The 21,208-nt window shown below is 55.6% G+C and carries 14 protein-coding genes, 2 tRNA genes, 2 rRNA genes and 1 pseudogene; 4 read left to right on the forward strand and 15 right to left on the reverse strand.

The window, feature by feature from the left end; genetic code table 11:
* Positions 1-61 precede the first annotated feature (61 nt).
* Positions 62-137, forward strand: a tRNA-Thr gene (locus NOR97_RS14925).
* Positions 138-199: 62 nt separating this feature from the next.
* On the opposite strand, the gene dxs is transcribed toward NOR97_RS14925, so the two are convergent.
* The 6 genes from dxs to NOR97_RS14955 all read right to left on the reverse strand — a co-directional run bounded on the left by dxs (position 200) and on the right by NOR97_RS14955 (position 5,456).
* Entirely contained in the window at positions 200-2,128 is a 1,929-nt protein-coding gene (gene dxs / locus NOR97_RS14930; RefSeq protein ID WP_257599619.1) for a 1-deoxy-D-xylulose-5-phosphate synthase, read from the reverse strand.
* A gap of 16 nt (positions 2,129-2,144) precedes the next feature.
* Positions 2,145-3,011 carry a polyprenyl synthetase family protein gene (locus NOR97_RS14935; protein ID WP_257599620.1) on the reverse strand — a complete coding sequence of 289 codons (867 nt, stop codon included), beginning with the start codon at positions 3,009-3,011 and terminating at the stop codon, positions 2,145-2,147.
* Positions 3,012-3,254 (reverse strand): exodeoxyribonuclease VII small subunit, encoded by a 243-nt coding sequence (locus NOR97_RS14940; RefSeq protein ID WP_257599621.1) that lies wholly within the window; start codon positions 3,252-3,254, stop codon positions 3,012-3,014.
* Positions 3,251-4,177, reverse strand: coding sequence for a histone deacetylase family protein (locus NOR97_RS14945; protein ID WP_170347568.1), 927 nt, complete (start codon positions 4,175-4,177; stop codon positions 3,251-3,253). Before NOR97_RS14945 ends, NOR97_RS14940 begins: the two co-directional genes overlap by 4 nt.
* Positions 4,178-4,245: 68 nt before the next feature.
* Complete coding sequence (locus NOR97_RS14950; protein WP_170347567.1) at positions 4,246-4,947, reverse strand: response regulator; 702 nt, start codon at positions 4,945-4,947, stop codon at positions 4,246-4,248.
* Complete coding sequence (locus tag NOR97_RS14955) at positions 4,944-5,456, reverse strand: MarR family winged helix-turn-helix transcriptional regulator (RefSeq protein WP_257599622.1); 513 nt, start codon at positions 5,454-5,456, stop codon at positions 4,944-4,946. The genes NOR97_RS14950 and NOR97_RS14955 overlap by 4 nt, the downstream gene beginning before the upstream one ends.
* A gap of 160 nt (positions 5,457-5,616) precedes the next feature.
* Between NOR97_RS14955 and NOR97_RS14960 the strand changes: the two genes are divergently transcribed.
* The 3 genes from NOR97_RS14960 to NOR97_RS14970 all read left to right on the forward strand — a co-directional run bounded on the left by NOR97_RS14960 (position 5,617) and on the right by NOR97_RS14970 (position 8,018).
* Positions 5,617-6,483 carry a branched-chain amino acid aminotransferase gene (locus tag NOR97_RS14960; RefSeq protein ID WP_257599623.1) on the forward strand — a complete coding sequence of 289 codons (867 nt, stop codon included), beginning with the start codon at positions 5,617-5,619 and terminating at the stop codon, positions 6,481-6,483.
* Positions 6,484-6,590: 107 nt separating this feature from the next.
* Positions 6,591-7,541, forward strand: a complete 951-nt coding sequence (locus NOR97_RS14965; protein ID WP_257599624.1) for an AraC family transcriptional regulator — start codon at positions 6,591-6,593, stop codon at positions 7,539-7,541.
* Positions 7,542-7,652: 111 nt separating this feature from the next.
* Entirely contained in the window at positions 7,653-8,018 is a 366-nt protein-coding gene (locus NOR97_RS14970) for a hypothetical protein (protein ID WP_257599625.1), read from the forward strand.
* A gap of 257 nt (positions 8,019-8,275) precedes the next feature.
* Here the strand turns inward: NOR97_RS14970 and NOR97_RS14975 are convergent, their stop codons facing one another.
* The 9 genes and pseudogenes from NOR97_RS14975 to NOR97_RS15015 all read right to left on the reverse strand — a co-directional run bounded on the left by NOR97_RS14975 (position 8,276) and on the right by NOR97_RS15015 (position 21,139).
* Positions 8,276-9,577 (reverse strand): adenylate/guanylate cyclase domain-containing protein, encoded by a 1,302-nt coding sequence (locus tag NOR97_RS14975; protein WP_257599626.1) that lies wholly within the window; start codon positions 9,575-9,577, stop codon positions 8,276-8,278.
* Between the two features lie 178 nt (positions 9,578-9,755).
* Positions 9,756-10,946, reverse strand: coding sequence for an acyl-CoA dehydratase activase-related protein (locus NOR97_RS14980; protein ID WP_257599627.1), 1,191 nt, complete (start codon positions 10,944-10,946; stop codon positions 9,756-9,758).
* Entirely contained in the window at positions 10,897-13,032 is a 2,136-nt protein-coding gene (locus tag NOR97_RS14985; protein WP_257599628.1) for a BadF/BadG/BcrA/BcrD ATPase family protein, read from the reverse strand. Before NOR97_RS14985 ends, NOR97_RS14980 begins: the two co-directional genes overlap by 50 nt.
* Entirely contained in the window at positions 13,029-14,540 is a 1,512-nt protein-coding gene (locus NOR97_RS14990; RefSeq protein ID WP_257599629.1) for a hypothetical protein, read from the reverse strand. The genes NOR97_RS14985 and NOR97_RS14990 overlap by 4 nt, the downstream gene beginning before the upstream one ends.
* Before the next feature lie 151 nt (positions 14,541-14,691).
* Positions 14,692-16,218 (reverse strand): hypothetical protein, encoded by a 1,527-nt coding sequence (locus NOR97_RS14995; RefSeq protein ID WP_257599630.1) that lies wholly within the window; start codon positions 16,216-16,218, stop codon positions 14,692-14,694.
* Between the two features lie 933 nt (positions 16,219-17,151).
* Positions 17,152-17,631 (reverse strand): annotated as a pseudogene (locus NOR97_RS15000) (IS3 family transposase); the annotation flags it as partial.
* Positions 17,632-17,806: 175 nt separating this feature from the next.
* Positions 17,807-17,883, reverse strand: a tRNA-Met gene (locus NOR97_RS15005).
* 130 nt (positions 17,884-18,013) lie between these two features.
* Positions 18,014-18,128, reverse strand: a 5S ribosomal RNA gene (gene rrf, locus NOR97_RS15010).
* A gap of 184 nt (positions 18,129-18,312) precedes the next feature.
* A 23S ribosomal RNA gene (locus tag NOR97_RS15015) occupies positions 18,313-21,139 on the reverse strand.
* Between the last annotated feature and the right edge of the window lie 69 nt (positions 21,140-21,208).

Raw genomic sequence — 21,208 nt, forward strand, 5'->3', positions numbered from 1 at the left:
AGACTGACGGTTTAAACGAAGCTTCGCATCCGGTCATAATCAATTCCGTATGACCTACGGTGCCGCTGTAGCTCAGCTGGTAGAGCACGTCATTCGTAATGATGGGGTCGGGGGTTCGAGTCCCTTCAGCGGCACCAGATTAATCCAGGTCAAGCGGAATTCGGCCCTCCCAACGCCTGATGCCCTGCCGACAGGCACGCTAAGCGCGTTTCTCTCCGATCGAGGCGACGCCCAGAACATCCAGAACTTTCGCTTCGATATGCTCGGCATTCATACCGGCCACCGCATACATGTCCGCGGGGCTGGCTTGATCGATGAAGATATCAGGCAAAACCATCGAGCGGTATTTCAGCCCCCGATCAAATACACCTTCATCCGCCAAAAGCTGAGCGACATGGCTGCCAAAACCGCCAACGGCCCCTTCTTCGATGGTGATCAACGCCTCGTGGCGGGACGCCAGATCCAGGATCAGGTCGCGATCAAGAGGTTTGGCAAAACGAGCATCGGCAATCGTGGGCGTTATGCCTTTGGCTGCAAGGGATTCCGCCGCCTTCTGAACCTCTGCCAGACGTGTACCGAATGAAAGCAGAGCCACCCGCGCACCTTCCCGGATAACGCGGCCCTTGCCGATTTTCAGAACCTCGCCGCGTTCGGGCAAGTCGACCCCGACACCTTCGCCGCGCGGATAGCGGAACGCAATGGGGCCTTCGTCATGCGCGGCGGCGGTCGCCACCATATGCATCAGCTCGGCCTCGTCAGCGGCAGCCATGACGACCATACCGGGCAGGTTGGCCAAATAGGCAATGTCGAACGACCCCGCATGGGTGGCGCCGTCAGCCCCGACCAACCCTGCCCTGTCGATTGCAAAACGTACGGGCAGGCGCTGAATCGCCACGTCATGTACCACCTGGTCGTAACCACGCTGGAGAAAGGTCGAATACATTGCGCAGAACGGCTTCATTCCTCCTGCGGCAAGCGCAGCCGAAAACGTCACGCCGTGCTGTTCGGCAATCGCCACATCAAAGCAACGTGACGGATAGCGCTCGGCAAACAGGTTCAGGCCAGTTCCGTCGGGCATGGCAGCGGTCACGGCAACGATCTTGTCATCAAGCGCGGCCTCATCCACCAGCGCCTTGCCAAATACAGACGTATAAGAGGGCGCGTTTGAAGGTGCCTTCTTTTGTTCCCCAGTCACCACATCGAACTTGGCCGTGGCATGACCTTTGTCGCGGGCCTGCTCGGCAGGGGCATAGCCCTTGCCTTTTTTTGTCAATACATGGATCAGAATCGGCCCGGTTGCCCGTGATTTGACCGTACGCAGAACCGGCAGCAGCTGGTCCATGTCATGGCCATCTATCGGGCCGAGATAGGAAAACCCAAGCTCTTCGAACAGCGTGCCGCCCACCGCCATGCCTTTCAACATCTCCTTGGCGCGCTTGGCGCCCTCCCGGAATGGCTCGGGCAGCAACGAGACAGCGCCTTTGGCAGCAGCTTTCAGATCGTGAAACGGTTCTTCGCTATAAATACGCGACAAATAGCTGGACAACGCACCAACTGGCGGCGCGATGCTCATCTCGTTGTCGTTCAGAATGACGATCAGACGCTTTTTCAGGTGGCCTGCATTGTTCATCGCCTCAAAAGCCATGCCCGCAGACATCGAGCCATCGCCGATCACCGCAATTGCGTCGCCCAACCCTTCGGGCGTTACACCCCCCAGATCCCGTGCGACAGCAAAACCCAAAGCAGCGCTGATCGACGTGCTGGAATGCGCCGCGCCAAATGGGTCATAGGGGCTTTCGCTGCGCTTGGTGAAGCCGCTGAGGCCATCCTTCATGCGCAATGTGCGGATGCGATCACGTCGTTCGGTCAGGATTTTGTGCGGATAACACTGATGACCCACATCCCAGATGATCTTGTCTCGGGGCGTATCAAATACGGCGTGCAACGCGGTGGTCAGTTCAACAACCCCCAAGCCGGCCCCCAGATGCCCGCCGGTCACGGCAACCGCCGAAATGGTTTCGGCCCGCAACTCCTGTGCGACCTGGTGCAGTTGTGCGTCCGAGAACTGCTTGAGATCCGCAGGGCGGTTCACAAGATCCAGCAGGGGCGTATTGGGGCGGTCAGACATGTGGCGCGTTCCTGGCTTAGCTGTCCCGGGCAATAACGAAGCGGGCGGCTTCCTTCAAGGTTTCCGCCTTCGGACCAAACCCGTCCAAAGCGGCGCAGGCCTGATCCACCAGCTCACTTGCACGGGCTTTGGCAGCAGGCAGACCCAAAAGCGAAACAAAAGTGGCTTTCCCTGCCTCGGTATCCTTTTGCAACCGCTTGCCCGCCTTTTGGGCATCGCCTTCGATATCAAGGATGTCATCTGCAATCTGAAAAGCAAGACCCATCGCCCGGGCATATCGGCGCAACGGGTCAGGATCGGATCGGGCCATAACGGCGCCAACGCAGGCTGACCACTCGATCAGGGCGCCTGTCTTGCCGGCCTGAAGACGCGTGATTTCGTCCAGCGACAGCGGTTCGGCGGCCGTTTCCGCCGCAATGTCCAACGCCTGTCCCAGCACCATACCTTGTGCACCGCTGGCTTTGGCAAGGGTCAGGGCAAGGTCTGCGCGAATGTCTGCGGCCCCAACCTGCGAGCAGGTGCAAAGTTCAAAAGCAAGCGTCTGAAGGGCATCTCCGGCCAGAACAGCCGTGCCTTCATCCCACTCTACGTGAACGGTGGGCCGCCCGCGGCGCAGGTCATCGTCATCCATGCAGGGCAGGTCGTCATGCACCAGGGAATAAGCGTGCAGCGCCTCTATGGCGGTGGCCGGCCAGATCGCCCGGTCTTCTTCAACATCATGCAGTCGGGCACTTTCCAATGCCAGAAACCCGCGCAACCGCTTTCCGCCTCGGGTGGCATATGCCATGGCCCGGGTGACATCCACGTCTGCAAAAGCGCCAAAAACCAGATCAAAATGGCTTTGAATGCTGGCAGCATCCTGCGCAAGTCTTTCGGGGAACATTCACATACCTTCGACAGGCGTCGTACCGGTCGGCTGCCCACCGGCGTCCAGAGTGATCGCTGCGACTTTTTCTTCCGCGCGCTTCAACTCGTCCTCGCACCGCTTTTTCAGCGCCGCGCCGCGCTCGTACAGCGCAATTGATTGATCCAGCGCAACGTCGCCACGTTCCAGCTGGCCGACTACGGCTTCAAGTTCTTTCATCGCCTGTTCGAATGTCATCTGGTCTACGGGGATCTCGGTCATCGGGCTGCCTTTATCAATTCTTCCACATGGGCGCGTGTGGCCTGGGCCAGTGCGTTCAGATCATACCCGCCTTCCAGAGTCGAGACGATACGACCGCCGCAAACCTCGTCGGCAATTCTGCACAGCTCGGCGGTGATCCAGGCAAAATCATCAGTAGCCCAGTTCAGATTGGCAAGCGGGTCGTCCTGATGGGCATCGAACCCGGCGGAAATGATAATCAGTTCCGGCCTGAAGGCCCGCAAGCGCGGAAAGGCCTTTGTTTCATAGGCGGCACGCATCTCGGCGCCGCCACTTCCGGGCGCCAGTGGGATGTTGAGAACCGTATCATGAACACCCGTTTCCTCGGGCCGGCCCGATCCGGGCCACAAAGGCATCTGCTGGCTGGTTATCACCAAGGCCCGCGCTTCATCCCACAACAGGTCCTGGGTTCCATTGCCATGATGCACGTCGAAATCGACCACGGCCACGCGTTTCAAACCGTGATGGTCCAGCGCATGTTTCGCCGCCAATGCTGCATTTCCAAACAGGCAGAAGCCCATGGCCGTTTCGGATTCCGCATGATGCCCCGGCGGGCGAATGGCACAGAACGCGTTCGACGCTTCACCGCCCAATACCAGATCAACGGCCCGCACCGCCGCACCCGCCGCGCGGTAGGCTGCGTCCACCGATCCCGGAGACAGGAACGTATCCCCGTCGATCTGGGCGAACCCGTCCGCAGGGCGCGCGGCTCGAATGTCTCGAATATAACTCTCTGGATGAATCCGCAGAAGATCGTCATCCGCAGCCAGCGGAGCCGTCACCCGCTTCAGCTCCAGCACTTCCAATGCATGCAGAATATGCTCCAGCCGCGCCACCCTCTCCGGGTGCCCGTCAGGTGTCACATGGCCCAGACAATCGGCATGGGTCAAAAGGGCAGTTGTCATTGGGATCCCATCTTCATCTGGCTACAAATATCCTCGCCGAAGGCCAAAAAACGCCGCGCAGCGGCATCTCAGTCCGGCGCAAGCATATACCCTGCGCCCCGCACAGTCTGCAAATAGCGTGGCTGCTTGGGGTCCTGTTCGATTTTGCGTCGAAGGCGCGTGATCTGTACATCCACAGCGCGCTCCTGCGCCTGGCCCTTGTCGCGCCCCAGATCCTCGACCAGCTTGGCGCGGCTGATCGGCTCTCCGGGCTGGGCCGAGAATATCTTCATCAACTGGCTTTCGGTTGCGGTCAGACGGACCGGGTCTTCGCCCTGCCACATCTCGCCGCGTTCAATGTCATAGCGGATGGGCCCGAGATACAGGATCTTCGCCGTGGTTTCTTCTGCCGGCGTTTCCGGCATCCGGCGCAGGATCGCGTTGATCCGCAACAGCAGCTCTTTCGGCTCGAACGGTTTTGCCAGGTAATCATCCGCCCCGGCCTCGAGGCCCGCGATCCGGTGTTCCGTCTCACCCTTTGCGGTCAGCAGCAGGATCGGTGTCGTATGCGTTTCCCGCAAAGCACGGGTCAGGCTGACACCATCCTCGCCCGGCATCATCACATCCATGACGATCATGTCGAAATCCAACCCCGACAATACGCGCCGCGCGTGGGCTGCATCCCGTGCCGCCGTAACCAGAAACCCATTGCGCATCAGAAACTTCTTGAGCAGATCGCGAATGCGCTCGTCATCATCGACAATCAGAAGATGGGCATCCATTTCGCTCATGAGGTCGTATCCCGAAGTTTCGTATAGGCATGACGCATATCAGCATCCATCATTGCTTCAAGCACTTTGCGAAAACCAGCCACGGCTTCGGGACCGGCATCCTTGTAGGCGGCGCGCATTCTGGCCCGCTGAGCATCCGACAACGTGGTTTCCAGCACCTGCCCCTTTTCTGTCAGAAATAGGTGGCGTTCACGTTTGTCCACTGTTCCCACGCGACTTTCCACCAAACCATCCTCGATCAAGGTTCGCAAAACCCTGTTCAGAGACTGTTTTGTTACGCCAAGAATGGCCAACAAGTTGTTGACAGTCGTGCCCGGCGCGCGGTTGATGAAGTGGATTGCCCGATGGTGAGCGCGGCCATAGGCCATCTCCGCAAGGATGCGGTCGGGATCAGCGGTAAAGCCGCGATAGGCGAAGAACATGGCCTCGATCCCCTGCCGCAATTGCTCATCGGTCAAAAACAAAAGGCTCTCGCCCCCATAACGCGGGGCCGGGCGGATGTCGGACATATCATGCCTCATTCGTTACTACCGGGCCGAGTTTATGTCAGCGTTATTGACATTCCAAGAGGAGAGCGGTATCGAATCGCAGTTTTTGCGCAATATTGTGTCCGCACCGGACCTAATTGGCGCAATAATCGAAAAACCAACCCGGTTCAGGAGGTTTCGCATGGCGGGGTATGATGATCGTGATGGCACCATTTGGATGGATGGCAAACTGGTGCCCTGGCGTGAGGCCAACGTGCACATTCTGACCCACGCAATGCACTATGCTTCATCGGTATTCGAAGGCGAGCGCGCATATAACGGCAAGATCTTCAAAAGCCGCGACCATTCCCGGCGCCTGATCGCCTCGGCCGAGGCGCTGGACATGCCGATGCCTTATTCGGTTGATGAAATCGAAGCCGCCAAGGAAGAAGCGCTGAAAGCCAGCGGTTTGCAGGACGCGTATGTGCGGGCGCTGGTCTGGCGTGGCTCGGGCGAGGATATGGGCGTCGCGTCGGCCCGCAATCCGGTACGCATGGCCATCGCGGTCTGGCCCTGGGGTGCCTATTATGGCGATGCCAAGATGCAGGGTGCCAAGCTGGACATTGCCGAGTGGAAACGCCCCAGCCCGGAAACCATCCCCGTCCATGCCAAGGCAGCGGGCCTTTACATGATCTGCACCATTTCCAAGCACAAGGCCGAAGCCAAAGGATGCTCGGACGCTTTGTTCATGGACTGGCGCGGATACGTGGCCGAGGCCACTGGCGCGAACGTATTTTTCGTCAAGGATGGCGAGGTGCATACCCCGCTGGCAGACTGCTTCCTGAACGGCATCACCCGCCAGACGGTGATCCAGATGCTGAAAGACAAAGGCATCACCGTGCATGAACGCCGCATCAAGCCCGAAGAAATGGCTGACTTCGAACAGTGTTGGCTAACCGGCACCGCGGCCGAGGTCACGCCTGTCGGGCAGATCGGCGAATACACATTCGAGGTCGGCGACCTGACCCGCCAAATCGCCGAGGACTACGAGAAACTGGTGCGCTCGTAAGCTTTTGCCCCCGCTTTGTCGGGGGCTTTTTGTTGCCAAACGTGCAATTTATCGTGCAATCCGTTCGGCCATCTGGACGGATTGCACAGATTGCGTATCTTCAGCACATGTTGGACCTTCTCAGCGATATTCTCACCCGCCTTTCCCTGCGCGGCACATTTTATTTCCGCACGTCGTTCACGCCGCCCTTCGGAATTCAGGTGCCAGGGTTCGAAAACGTGGCCCGGTTTCATTTTGTGCAGCGTGGTGAGCTCAAGGTTCATGTCTCGACCACGGGGGAAACCCTGCGGTTGAGGCAGGGAGATCTGATCCTGATACCCCACGGGGCACCGCACGCATTGCTCTGTGCCGAGGTCAAGCCGTTGGATGCACTGCCCCTGGAGCAGGTGCTGGAGCGTGCGGGCTACACGGGCGAGGGCGTGTTGGTCTATGGCGGTGATGACGAGGAACGGGATACGCAGCTGATCTGCGGTCACTTCTCTTTTACCGGCCCGGCCGGCCGAAACGGCACCGGGCATATGCTGATCGACCGCCTGCCGCCCTATATCCTGATCGAGAATTATGGCGAAGAGGCGGGATCGTGGATGGAATCCACCCTGCGCATGATCGGCTCTGAGGTTTCAGGCGCGAGGATCGGTGGCGACCTGATCGCGCTGAAACTGTCCGAGGTCCTGTTTGCACAGGCGATCCGGGCCTATCTGGAACGTCAGAGCCCGCAGGATTCCGCGTTGGCAGGATTTGCTGATCAGCGCATCTCGCGGGCGTTGACCGCGTTCCACCAGGCCCCGGCCAATGACTGGAGCGTTGCGTCATTGGCACGTGTGGCGGGTATGTCGCGCACGGCCTTCGCTCAGCTTTTTGCTGAAAAGATGGGCACAACGCCGATGCAGTACCTTACGGATTGGCGGATGCAGATCGCATGCCATGGTCTGACCGAGGCAAGATGGAACGTGGCAGATGCAGCCGCCGAGGTCGGGTATGCCTCCGAGGCAGCTTTCTCGCGTGTGTTCAAGAAACAGGTTGGGCTATCGCCGGCTGCGTACCGGGCGATGCATTGATCCTCCAAATTTTCTGAACGATCTGCATGGTATCATAGACGATCAGAAATTCAGCGTTCAACTTCGGCACCTTACCTTCCCTTTGTCAATGATTGAAAAAAGGAAGATCTCATGTCCCTGCGTTTCGTTACCCGCTCTGTCCATGCTTACCTCGACTACCCTGTTGCCATTGCCCTCATGACGTTGCCGTTCCTGTTGGGATTGGGTCAGTCAAACCCACTGGCCCTGTGGTTGTCGATTGTCACCGGTGTTGCTGCGTTTGTTCTGACGGTTCTGACCGATCATCATCTTGGGATTTGGCGGGTCCTTCCCTACAAGTTTCATCTGGCCGTAGACTTGATCGTCGGGATCACCTTCCTGTTTGCACCCAGCGTTCTGGGGTTCTCAGGACTGGATGCGGTGTTTTACTGGCTGAACGGTGCGGCTGTGGTGCTCGTCATCTCGCTCAGCGCGCCCGAGCAGGAAGTCACCGCCTGAAACCGCTGACCACGGTTGTCCCAGTTTCACTGTAAAGCACCAAGGTCCGAGCCGCCGGGTTCTTCAGCCGGCGGCTCGTTTTTGAAAATGCGGCCTGGCTTCGAGCGCATGCTCTCACTGTCGCAACAGGCCATCCGGCTGCGGGCCGCAATTGTCCCCGTGTGATCCGTTGTTTCAACTGACCCAGGTTCGCCCCCTTCCGGTCGCTGACTGAACCCGCACTGACCTCGGGACGTTTCACCGAGAAGACGAGGTTTTCAACCTTTGATAAACTGCTCGGACGCGCGTGAAATCGCAGGTTCGTCGTGGACTTTCCCCAACCAATAGGGTTGGATTTCGCCATATCCCTTGATGTTGATAACCTCTCGTCTGTCACAGTCCACATGTTCGGCTATCTCATCTCTTACCTCGGGTGAGATTTGAACGCGCCCCGGCTCTCCGGAGCTTTCCATTCTTGAGGCGATGTTGACTGTATCACCCCAAACGTCAAAAAACGGTTTGTCGCCGCCGATTACACCTGCGATCACCGGACCTTTGTGAATTCCGACCCGCAGGGACACCTTTGGATGCAGTTTGTCTGACACCCGCTCGACCGTCGCAATCATATCAATCGCCAACGCTGCCATGCGAACCGAATCCGGTTGCCGTTCTTTGACAGAGGGGTCCAGACCACCTGCAACCATGTAACTGTCACCGATGGTTTTGATTTTCTCCAGCTTGTAGCTCAGAACCAGTTCATCGAATGCCGAGAATACGGAGCCCAGCAATTTGACCGTCGCCCTTGCCCCGTTGGCGGCCGCGAATTCAGAAAATCCAGACAAATCAGAAAACAGAATTGTAGCGTCATCAATTCTTTCAGCAATTAGCCTGTCCGGGTGCGCTTTGATGCGCTTGGCAATACGTGAAGGCAAAAGAACATTTATCAGCCGCTCGGAAACAGCGAACTCCTTTTCCAACGCTTCTTCGTATCGATCTATTGCGGCGTTTGCAGAATAGGACGTGAAAAAAAGCGCCGAGACGATTCCCAAAATCAGCACGATGAAAATAACATCTTGAGGGTGCCTAACAAATCCGTCTTGATATGATCGCGTAACAATATCCCAAATCGTTTCGCCGGGCGGTATGTGCAAAGGAACGACAAGCGATATGTAAATAAACAAAGCTGCGCTGAGGATCGTTATCAAAGTGATCCAACGCCAATATGCGGCCCCCAGAAAATAAAAAAGCAAGGGCGGGCCGACAAGCAAGACCAGGTGATCTTCACCGTTTTTGCCGACGCTGATGTCATGAGCCAGGAACAGGAATAACCATACTGTAAAATAAGCGACTTTGACCTCAAGGCCGAAGCGATCCAGCGTCATCGTCAACAGCGCCGCGAAGCCAAGCCCAAAGTTCACCCATGCAAGATATCTCCAGTCTGGTCCAAGTTGGAACTGGTAGAAGGCTGTGAAACCAAACCCAAGCGACGCAATAAAGGCTGCAACGTTAACAACCTGCATCTTTCGTCTTATTTTTCCATCGTCGATGGGTTTTTCAGAGTCCACAATGTGTTCAAGCAAAGCATCGCCCCCGCGCCAGCTCTATGCAAAATATCCCTCAAATCTGCTTCTTAGTCGATAAGCCCCAGGTTGTTTGTTCAGAAGTCTCTTTCGCGTCACGGCGCCAACACAGGCTGAACCGCTTTTGGCCTCGTGCCCGCAAACGGGTGCCGTACTGCCTTGAAAGCCGACCGATGGATCAAGTTGGCAACAGCAATTCAGGTGGTGCAGTTTTCAGGGCCTCCAGTTTGCTTTGAATGATATTCGGCGATTTCTGTTCCAGATAGTAAGCAATGGTTTCCACGCGAATTCGAACAGAGCCGGCGGGTTTCGTCTCATCAAGATCCTGAAACACGAAGAAAAGCGTTCCAAGCGCTTCGGTGATTTCCTGGACTGGCGAATAAGTCGGCTGATCCATTCCGCATTCATAGCTGGAAAACCGGATCGAACAGGTTATCCACGGCATAATGGATCCATAGCGGGCAGCCCACAGAAGTTCATTCGTGTTTGCGCTGTGGGATGTTTTCCAAATATCCGAAATGTCAAAAGGGCTTTGAATTCGGCCGGCTTTGATCAGATCGCCGTACAACCAGTCCAGTATCTCTGCGTCCAATGGCAGATATTGACCCCAGAGGATCGGATAACCAAAGGCCTGCAACTCGCTTTCAATGGCGTGGCCAATTCCGGTGTCCATGTGGTACGGGCGACCCAAGGCCAGGATGCAAGGTCGATTTTGCGTGGCGCATTCGGACAGTACCGCCAGACTTTGCCGCCGCAGACTCTGATCGAACTCTTGAAGGGCATCGTAAGCCGTGGCAACAGCCGCGCGCAGTTCAGTCATGCGCAAGTCGGTGATTACGCCCTTCAGGGCATCGTACAACTGCCGGGTCGCAATTTGTGGGTCTGCCAAGGATACGGCCGGCGAAAGATAGTGTACGCCCAGTTCCTTGAACACGTCCTTTTCCCGCCGAAAACCGGCCCGTGTACTTTCGGGGCCGGCAATGACGCGCGGGCAGGCCATGTTTTCCCGGACATGACCCCGCAAAAAGGATGGGACAGTCAGGATTATGGGAACGAACAGGATATCAATGGGGCGCTTTTGCCCGTTCAGCAATTCGCCATAATGGCCAGACATGCATTTGACAGGATAGCAGCAGTCGACAGCACCGCGCCCTTTTCCGAATTTCAGCTGCTGTGCTTCTGATGTGTCCGACGAATAGACGATACTGCGGCGATTGATTCCCAGTTCAACGAACAACGTCGTCCAAAACCTGTGCGTCGACCACTGGTTCAGGACCCGAGGGATGCCGATCCGAAAATCCCGCTTGGGCGGTTTGGACTTAGCGAAAGGCGCCTTCGCGAACGCTTTCTGCAATATTTGGATTGGCATTCGCTTCCTCGTCGATTTGCTTTTTTCGCGCTTTCATCTCGGCTGCGTCTTCAATCAATCCTTTCGAGCAGGAATTGCCGGTAATCACCCGCTCCCACCCTTCCGCCAGAGGAACCTTGCTGTTTGCCCGGCCGCGACCGCCGGGAATCTGAACATCCACAAAGGCCCGGCTACAGTTCATCGCACACCACTTGCAGGTGGTTTTGCTGTTGGTAGTGCTGACATATTCCAATTCTTCGACGCGGTCGTGCCCGACGAACCGGGACGTTTGCCCGGTGTTCACGTGTTCAAGCGCAAGAAGGGCGGCGCCCAAAGCGCCAGCCTCGCCAGCATGAGGGTGCACAGTAATTTCTGCGTCAGGAATTTTGCCCCTGATAAAATCGATCTGGGCTTTGACGACTGCCAAGTTTCGATGTGTCCCACCTTGCAGGACGAACTTCCTGCCGATGGCTTTGAGGTTCTGAAACTGCCCGGCATAGACCCAAACGTTCAGAGGCAGGACCGCGGCAAGGCTTGCCATAATCTCTTCTGCCGCCCACCCTTTGCGTTGCTGGTTCACGATGTCGGACTGAAGGAACACGCCGCACCCCATCATCAGTTTCGGCATCCGCTTGGCGCTGAAGGCTTTTTCGGCATAGTCCTCAAGCCGGACATCATAGCGTTCGGCAACGCCTTGAAGAAACGCCCCGTTGCCGGAAGAGCATTGGGAATTGAGCCGAAAATCGACGACCGCTTTCTGCCGCAACAGCATGATTTTGACATCGGTCCCACCAACGTCGCATATCGCGTCTGCGTCGGGATGTATGTGCATGGCAGCCGCCGCATGTGCGACCGTCTCGACCACCGGAACGTCCGCCCCCAAAATATCCTTCAGCAGATCTTTCCCATACCCCGTCAGCCCAAGAGCGCCGATGTTCTCGATCCCTGCATCACGCAACTTGCGGAAAACGGACTTGGCATCTTCGATCGGGTTTCCCTGACTGTGCTGATAGACCGAAGCCTTGATTTCCGCGTCGCGGTCCAACGCCACCGCCTTTACCGTGGTGCTGCCGAAATCGCACCCGACATAATATGTCTCGGCCGCAACAGGCTGAGGTATCTGGATCACGGGTTGGGTAAAATCCTCCAGGAACCGGACGAGTTCACCGTTCCGGGCCAAGGCCTCTTGCCCGGTTTTGGCCTTTTCACCGTGCTGGCCTGTTTCCACCCACCATTTCAGGCCATCCGTGCCGGAATAGGCCCCGGATACGTTTTGTTCCCGGCGAGAAATCTCGACGCAGCCGAGGCTCGCATAGTACAAGGCGTCGCCGGGAACCAGGATTGCATCAGTGACGCCCTGTCCAGCTTTCAATACGACATTGCGCTCGTCCCACAGCGCGGCCAAATGGCTTGCCCATGCCTGCTGAAGACCTTGAAAGAACATGTTCGGTCCGCCCAGCAAAAGCACTGATGGTGTGGGGGTGTTGCCTTTTGTCAAAGTCGCCAGGTTCTGCCGCACGACTGCGTCAAACAAGCTTGCGATGATTTCGGTTTTGGGAACTCCGGCCTTGACCAGACTGTTTGCGTCAGTCTCTGCAAAGATCCCGCATTTGGCGCTGATCCGATGAAGGGTTTGACCATCGAAAGGCAGAGTGGTCAGTTCGTCCGGGGAGATGTTCAGTTTTCGTGCTGACTTTTCGATAAAGGTGCCCGTACCGCCACTGCACGCTGATTGCATATAGACCTGCTTGGCCTTGCCTGCGGAGGTTGGCGTGAAGAACAACGTCTTCATGTCTTCCCCGCCAATTTCAGACACGAAATGCACATCCGGATGCAACGCTTCGACTGCGGCCGCGACGGCGACAACTTCCTGGATTTGCCGCGCGTTCACATGATCTGCCAGTGTCCCAGCCCCGGATCCCGTAAACGTGACGACATCGCGACCGGCGGTCAGGCCGGCCTCCAGCTCCATTTGCGACAACAGTTCAAGGGTTTTCTCGGCCTGGCGTGTTTTGTGACGACCATAGGCTTTCCAGATGACTTCGCCATCTTCTACCACGACGCCTTTTACAGTTGTCGATCCGATATCTATCCCCGCGTATTTCACAACGTGGCATTTCCCAGCTCAAGCACGACATTGGATGCGGTGCCCACGGCGCCACGATGGGGAACTTTCCAAAACGGCGTGTTGACCTTGGGATGCTCTTTGGCGCGCTTTCTGGCCTCGTCCGCAGTCAACCCGGCAGCGGCAAGAGCAGATTCAAATTCCTCCTGCGCGCGGATCTTGGCGTCTGCCAGCACCATCTGGCACCGCGACAAAGCGTGTACGTCACTGTCCCCTTTTACCTCGATTGGGGCATACAGCATATCGGGATACCGGCCCTGTACGGCCGCCATTGCGCCGATGCTCATTGTGTTGGGAAGGCAGCCATAGGGCGACAGCTCGCAAATCATATGTGCTTTTCGCTGGGTATGCGCCCAGATCGCCTTGGCGATCAGCAAATCACCCTCACCCCCGTTGATCATGTTGTCAAAAAACGGAGCCGCCAATTTGCGCAACTTGTCCTGATCGGGCATCGGACGGGGAACACCCCCAAGCATCCGACGCATCTGATCGTATTTGAACCTGAAAAAGCGCTGCCCAAGTTTCAGCAGAACATAATTCTGACGCGCTTTTTCTTTTATCCCGAAACCCAGCTTCAGCTTTTGTCCGCCATACCGCATCAGATAGTCGAACCATACGACCATCGGCGCCGGCTGAACTTCGGCGCCTTCGCCTTCAAGCCAGTTATGCATATTGTAGTTTTGCACCCCTTCGGCGGTGGCCAGATAGAACTCGCCGGTAATCTTGACCATCGGCTTGACCCTCAAGCGATCAAGCTGGATGTCTTCAAAATGGCCGCGCGCACGCCTCATGGCCTTCAGGAAGCGTCTGGTCGTCGCATGCCACAGGACTGATCCCCATTTCGGCATGTGTTTCGGCCTGCTCAACATGACGTCGTATATCTCGGAAACCGCCTTCTGAGCCGCCCGGTTGGTCGCTCCTTGCTCTAGCTCATAGGGTCGCAGCTGGTATTCCAGATCCTGAATGGCATCCGCGGCCATCATGCCCAAGGCCGTGCTCAGCAGCAGGTGAATGTCAGTCTGCAAACCGGCGTCTTTGCCTTTCGACTGATCGATTTCATGCTGCTGAACCAGGAACATCCTGAACGCCTCGAGCCCCAGGTTCTTCAGCGCAAGCTCATAGCTTTGGTGATATTGACCGAAACGGCAGGCTCCGCAGGCCCCGGCGGTCACATAAACATATTTTTCGGCCACCTCGTCAGCCCCGATGGCCTCGGCTTCGTTTCTGAGGAAACTCGACAAGTTGCCGGTCGTGAAGGCGGTGGGGCAGCACTGTCCGACATCCGCCAGTTCACGTCCCAGGTACAAGTCTTCAACTGTCACATCAGGCAGGCGCTGCGCATTGTAGCCCGCGCTTTTGAACAGGCCTTCCAGCAGTTTTTCGGCGCGCCACGTAACCCCACCAAACAACAGGGTGACATCCTTGCGCTGATCCGCAGTAAAAGGACGAGGTTCGTAAGCCCTATAGGACTCTTCCAAAATACGACTCATAAAAATACCCCCCAACCAACATAACATGTATTTACAATGCACAATATATTATTCCTGAATCGCCCCCTGCATCGGGAATCCGCTTGAAACAGGGGCATCGGAAAACCAGGTTGTCTTGGACGCGTTCAGGCACTCTCAGCCCGAAAACCCATCAAATACCCAGGAATTTTCGTGCATTTCCTTCAAAAAAATCATGTGCAAAAGGACTGATCTGCGGATCGCTGAAGAACGTGTCAAATTCGATCAGGTATTCACGGGTTCTGCCGACCATCAGAGGCATCGCCCAATCCGTTCCAAAACACACTTTGTCCCGAAAATGGTGCGGTGCGCCCGGGGTGCTGTTGCTCACTAGTACTGATTTTAGCCGATGGAATATCTTTGGCTTGATCTGTGGATCCAGAATTCCCAAAATATGACCCAAGCCAAGATAGACATTGTCGAAATCCTCAACCAGGCGAATAGCACGATAGGCAAATGTTTGCTTGAAATGGGTGTTGTCTGCTGCCCATCCCATCCAATCTACTTCTTTTGCGCCACCACCATGAGCCAGGAACAACCAAAGGTTCCGGGCATTGTGGGTCTCAATCGCGTGCTTCCATAACGCTGGATCGGAGTAGATGCCGTATCCTTCCTCCACCTGAAACCCCATCGGGTTGCAATGGGCAAACAAACGCAGGTTGTGGCTGGAGAAATGGCGAATGATGTCACCCATCTTGGCCTGCGCCATCGGGTAGGGCGCAGGGTTCGATGCTTTTTCTCTGTACTTGTCCAGACTTCGCCCAGAGGCGACTGGGGTCTGGTAGCCGCGCATATCGATCGGGCGGATCCCCAAGGGCGGATAGATTTTGTATCCCGTTATTCCTCGTGCAACGCCTGAATCGACGATCTGTTTCCAGTTCCCGCCTCGAAACGGGTCAACCGCACCAAAATTGATCAATTCATTCGGGTTCTCAGCCGCGAGCAACTGCATCCGGTCCATTTGTTCGGTGAAGTCAAAATACGGCGGTAAGAACCCAAGCATCCCAGGCTTCTTGAGTTTTTCGAAGGCGCGGTGCATATCCAGCAGGACGCCCACGAAAAGGCTGGCTTCCGGGTCACTCGGCTGACCATTCTTCTTGAAATCCCTCTTGAGCGCTTTGAACCGGTTTCGCTCGGACAAGGTCATGATGACAATGAATTCAAGCAACTGAAAGATGCTACCGATTTGATCGGTTGGAATGCCTGCGGCACGAAAGCCTGCATCAGAGCCAGGTTTGTACAACCCACCCGAGCGCATGTGTTCAGCTTCATGAAAGAAATCGCTTTCTGCCGCTTTTTGACCAGCGACCCTGAAGGCCTCGGCCATAAACCGATCCAGCAAATCAGGGTCCGTGCCACTGTCTCCAAAAGCGGACCTGTCAGAAATTCTGTCACCGCCCACAAGCTGAACACCTATTGGGAGGTCGCCCGCCCTTGAATAATTGATATCATGGTCAATATCGTTCAGGGCTCGGATCAGCTCCTCTATGTCCTTCCAATCCCGGTGGCTGGGGTTGGGTGTCGATTGAAACTCTCTGATCTTCTCACGAACGGGAAGTGCAATGGCCCGCATAAGCTGGTCGACATCGTGATTGAGCAATGCGTCGATCAAATCATCCTGATCAGGTTCTTCCGTCGCGGGTCTGCTGAAGTCGCTCATGCGGGTCACACGAACCGCCAGAACGGCCAATCCAAGCGAAAGCCAATACTTTGAAAAGAACAAGTAGAAGATACTGTGCAACGGCAAATAACGCGCCGTGAACAGGTGGGTGTGCATGTCAATAAAGGTGTTTTTTCCAGTCATATTTTTGGCTCCACGAAATAAATTTCAGCCGAGAATTTTCTGTATTCGTATGACTTTGCTGTCAAAAACCGGAAATGGCTTTTGACCTTAATCTGCTGAGTTTAAGGTTTTTCGAATAAATTTGCAAATTTCGGGGCCGGCAAACCGCGTCGCCAAATTCGAATTGAGCAGGGCTTTTTGCTGTCAAACCATGTGAGATGTCAGCAGAGTTTTCAACACCGAAAGCCGAATGGAACTAAACCCGTCACCTGGATTGCGGTTGCCACTCCTTGGAAAGGTCCGAACAGCAATTGACACTTCGATACCAGATAATGGGCCAGCATTCGCTGAGGTGAAGCTCGGCGCTGATTCTCGATCAGTTGTCGCGCCCACTCCCGCAATTTTCGGCGGTTTTGATCTGGTCTTGGTTGCTGCTTTTCTGCTTTCAATTTCACACGTCTTTTTTTGTTGATAAAGGAGTTCTACAAATCATGACTTGTAAGACGTTGCCCCATATCACTGATCCCATTGACGAGAGAGAAGAATGGCTTGAAGATCTGGTTGGCAGTCTTTTTCTCACAGCCAGAGCAGCGTCTGTTGTTGCAGCCGCCGTGGGAGTTATTTGGAGAGCAGCGTCTGTCTATGGAAACGCTGCCACGGCAGCAGCACTTTCAATGCAATCAAACAAACCTCAAGCTTTCTGCTTAAAGGCACTAATACTGTTTTTACTTTTTTCTCCGCTGGAGGTTTCGGCAGACACAACCAGTCTCCAGATTGCTGAAGCATTGAAGAGAGCGTATCTGGATTCCAGGTACGCCAGAGGCGCTCGACAAAGATGTTGTCGAGGAAACGGCCCTTGCCGTCCATCGAGATGCGCACGCAGGATCGGCGCAGCCGGTCAGTCCAGGCAAAAGACGTGAACTGGCTGCCCTGGTCGGTGTTCATGATCTCGGGCGGGCCGAACCTGGCGATGGCCTCGGTCAGCGCCTCGACACAGAAGTCGGCCTCCAGCGTATTCGAGATGCGCCAGGCCAGCACCTTGCGCGTGTGCCAGTCCATGATCGCCACAAGATAGAGGAACCCCCGCCGCATCGGCAGATAGGTGATGTCGGCGGCCCAGACCTGGTTGGGCCGATCCACCCGCAAACCGCGCAGCAGATATGGATGCGTCTTGCGCCCCTTCGCCGCCTTGCTGGTGCTGGGCTTCTGATAGATCGGCATCAGGCCCATCAGCCGCATGAGCCGGCGGATGCGCTTTTCATTGACCAGATGGCCTTCGTTGCGCAGGTGACCGGTTAGGCCTCATCGCGGCTTTTACGGGGACTTGCGGGGACAGCCTCTGTTGCGCATTCATCACAGGGTGAATTGCGTCCTAATGCTTCCACAGTGCTTCCAGTTGAGTTTGCGCAATGCAAAGAGCCTCGCGTTATTCGATGCTAAGAGTTTGATATTTGGCTGTTATTTTTGGTTGCGGGAGTAGGATTTGAACCTACGACCTTCAGGTTATGAGCCTGACGAGCTACCGGGCTGCTCCATCCCGCGACACTTTGGTGGTCTACCGCCTATTCGGCTACTTGAGACCGTTTTTCGGCCTGTTGCTTACGCTACTTGAGGCCGGGGTCGAATGAGTTCGATATCGTAAGAGAGAATTTTGATTGTGGGCTTTTTCTAGGTTTGGCGGTGACCTACTCTCCCGGGGCTTGAGCCCAAGTACCATTGGCGCGGCAGTGCTTAACTTCCGGGTTCGGGATGGGACCGGGTGTTTCACTTGCGCTATGACCACCAAACCGAGGAAAAGCCCCCGTCGCTCTTTTTGCTTTGCAAAAAGGCGACGCGCGGGAGGCAGCGTATTCGCTTGCGAATGCGCGTTCCCGCACGGTTATTATGTCAATCAACAGTGTCGCTTGGCGCGACACAGCCATCCTTGGTCCAAGGTGTGTATGTTTTTGATTTGTCTTTCTGTTACTGGATCAAATCAAGCCTATCGGGCGATTAGTACCGGTCAACTGAACGCATTGCTGCGCTTACATCTCCGGCCTATTGACGTGGTGGTCTTCCACGGCCCTCAGGGAGACCTTGTTTTGAGGGGGGCTTCCCGCTTAGATGCCTTCAGCGGTTATCCTGTCCGATCATAGCTACCCAGCACTGCCGTTGGCACGACAACTGGTCCACCAGTGGATCGTTCACCCCGGTCCTCTCGTACTAGGGGCAACTCCTCTCAAGTCTCCTACACCCACGGCAGATAGGGACCGAACTGTCTCACGACGTTCTAAACCCAGCTCACGTACCTCTTTAAACGGCGAACAGCCGTACCCTTGGGACCTGCTCCAGCCCCAGGATGAGATGAGCCGACATCGAGGTGCCAAACACTGCCGTCGATATGGACTCTTGGGCAGTATCAGCCTGTTATCCCCGGCGTACCTTTTATCCGTTGAGCGATGGCCCTTCCACTCGGGACCACCGGATCACTATGGCCGTCTTTCGACTCTGCTCGACTTGTCAGTCTCGCAGTCAGGCTGGCTTCTGCCATTGCACTCAACGAGCGATTTCCGACCGCTCTGAGCCAACCTTCGCGCGCCTCCGTTACGCTTTAGGAGGCGACCGCCCCAGTCAAACTACCCGCCACGCAGGGTCCCGGATCCGGATAACGGACCGCGGTTAGACATCAAGAGTGCGAAGGGTGGTATCTCAAGGGAGGCTCCACAAGAACTGGCGTTCCTGCTTCAAAGCCTACCACCTATCCTGCACATCACAATCCTGATGCCAGTGCGAAGCTGTAGTAAAGGTGCACGGGGTCTTTCCGTCTAACCGCGGGAAGCCTGCATCTTGACAGGCAATTCAATTTCGCTGAGTCGATGTTGGAGACAGCGGGGAAGTCGTTACGCCATTCGTGCAGGTCGGAACTTACCCGACAAGGAATTTCGCTACCTTAGGACCGTTATAGTTACGGCCGCCGTTTACCTGGGCTTCAATTCAAGGCTCTCACCTCTCCTTTTAACCTTCAGGCACCGGGCAGGCGTCAGACCCTATACGTCGTCTTGCGACTTCGCAGAGCCCTGTGTTTTTAATAAACAGTCGCCACCCCCTGGTTTGTGCCCCCAGCCCCTAGTTGCCTAGGAACCGGGCCTCCTTCTCGCGAACTTACGGAGGTATTTTGCCGAGTTCCTTCAACATCGTTCTCTCAAGCGCCTTGGTATGCTCTACCAGTCCACCTGTGTCGGTTTAGGGTACGGTCTGATGGAGGGCTATTTCCAGGAACCACTCAGCAGCCCAATCAATCCGATAAGATTGAACTACACCTGTGATCCGTCACATCCTCCTGGCCTAGGAATATTAACCTAGTTCCCATCGCCTACGCCTTTCGGCCTCGGCTTAGGGGCCGGCTTACCCTGCTCAGATTAGCTTTAAGCAGGAACCCTTGGACTTTCGGCGAGAGTGTCTCTCACACTCTTTGTCGCTACTCATGTCATCATTCTCACTAGTGATCTCTCCACCGGATCGCTCACGCGCCGGCTTCATCGAAAGCCTCTCTCCTCCAATACGCCCGAAGACGTGAAGGAGGAATGAGACTATGTCACACTACGCTCTGCTACCATGCCTTACGGCATCCTAAGCTTCGGCTCATGGCTTGAGCCCCGTTACATCTTCGCCGCAGGACAACTTGTTTAGACCAGTGAGCTGTTACGCTATCTTTAAAGGATGGCTGCTTCTAAGCCAACCTCCTGGTTGTTTTGGTCGTCCCACCTGCTTTCCCACTTAGCCATGAATTGGGGGCCTTAGCTGTAGGTCAGGGTTGTTTCCCTCTCCACTACGGACGTTAGCATCCGCAGTGTGTCTGCCATCTAGTACTCCCGGGTATTCGGAGTTTGGTTAGGATCAGTAAGCCTGTGGGGCCCCATTACCCATCCAGTGCTCTACCCCCCGGGGTATTCGGATGACGCTCTACCTAAATAGATTTCGCAGAGAACCAGCTATCTCCGAGTTTGATTGGCCTTTCACCCCTAGGCACAGCTCATCCCGATCCTTTTCAACGGATGTGGGTTCGGTCCTCCAGTAAGTGTTACCTTACCTTCAACCTGGCCATGCCTAGATCACTCGGTTTCGGGTCTGATCCCACGAACTCATGCGCCCTATTAAGACTCGCTTTCGCTACGCCTACACCTAACGGCTTAAGCTTGCTCGTGAGACCAAGTCGATGACCCATTATACAAAAGGTACGCCGTCACCCCGCAAGGGGGCTCCGACTGATTGTAGGCGTTCGGTTTCAGGTACTGTTTCACTCCCCTCGTCGGGGTGCTTTTCACCTTTCCCTCACGGTACTGGTTCACTATCGGTCAGCAAGGAGTACTTAGCCTTCGAAGGTGGTCCTCCGATCTTCAGACAGAATTTCACGTGTTCCGCCCTACTTAATACGTCCGTCAAAGCTTCCTATACGGGGCTGTCACCCGCTATGGCCACGCTTCCCAACGTGTTCTAGTCACTCATCCGGCTCGGCTGGTCCCCGTTCGCTCGCCGCTACTAGGGGAGTATCAATTGATTTCCTTTCCTCCGGGTACTTAGATGTTTCAGTTCCCCGGGTTTGCCTTTATAACCCTATGTATTCAGGTCATAAATACCTGGTTATGCCCATTATTGATTAGCACAGCTAACAATAACAAACATTCAGGTGGGTTGCCCCATTCAGAGATCCATGGATCAAAGCTTATTCTCAGCTCCCCATGGCTTATCGCAGAGTATCACGTCTTTCATCGCCTCTTGCTGCCAAGGCATTCACCAAACGCCCTTCTCGCGCTTGATTTGATCCAGAAAGAGAAAGACATGACATTTTGCGCTACCGCCTGTTCGGCTACTTGAGCGCGTGAACCCT

This window comes from Ruegeria sp. YS9 (assembly GCF_024628725.1).
GTDB classification, from domain to species: Bacteria; Pseudomonadota; Alphaproteobacteria; order Rhodobacterales; family Rhodobacteraceae; genus Ruegeria; species Ruegeria atlantica_C.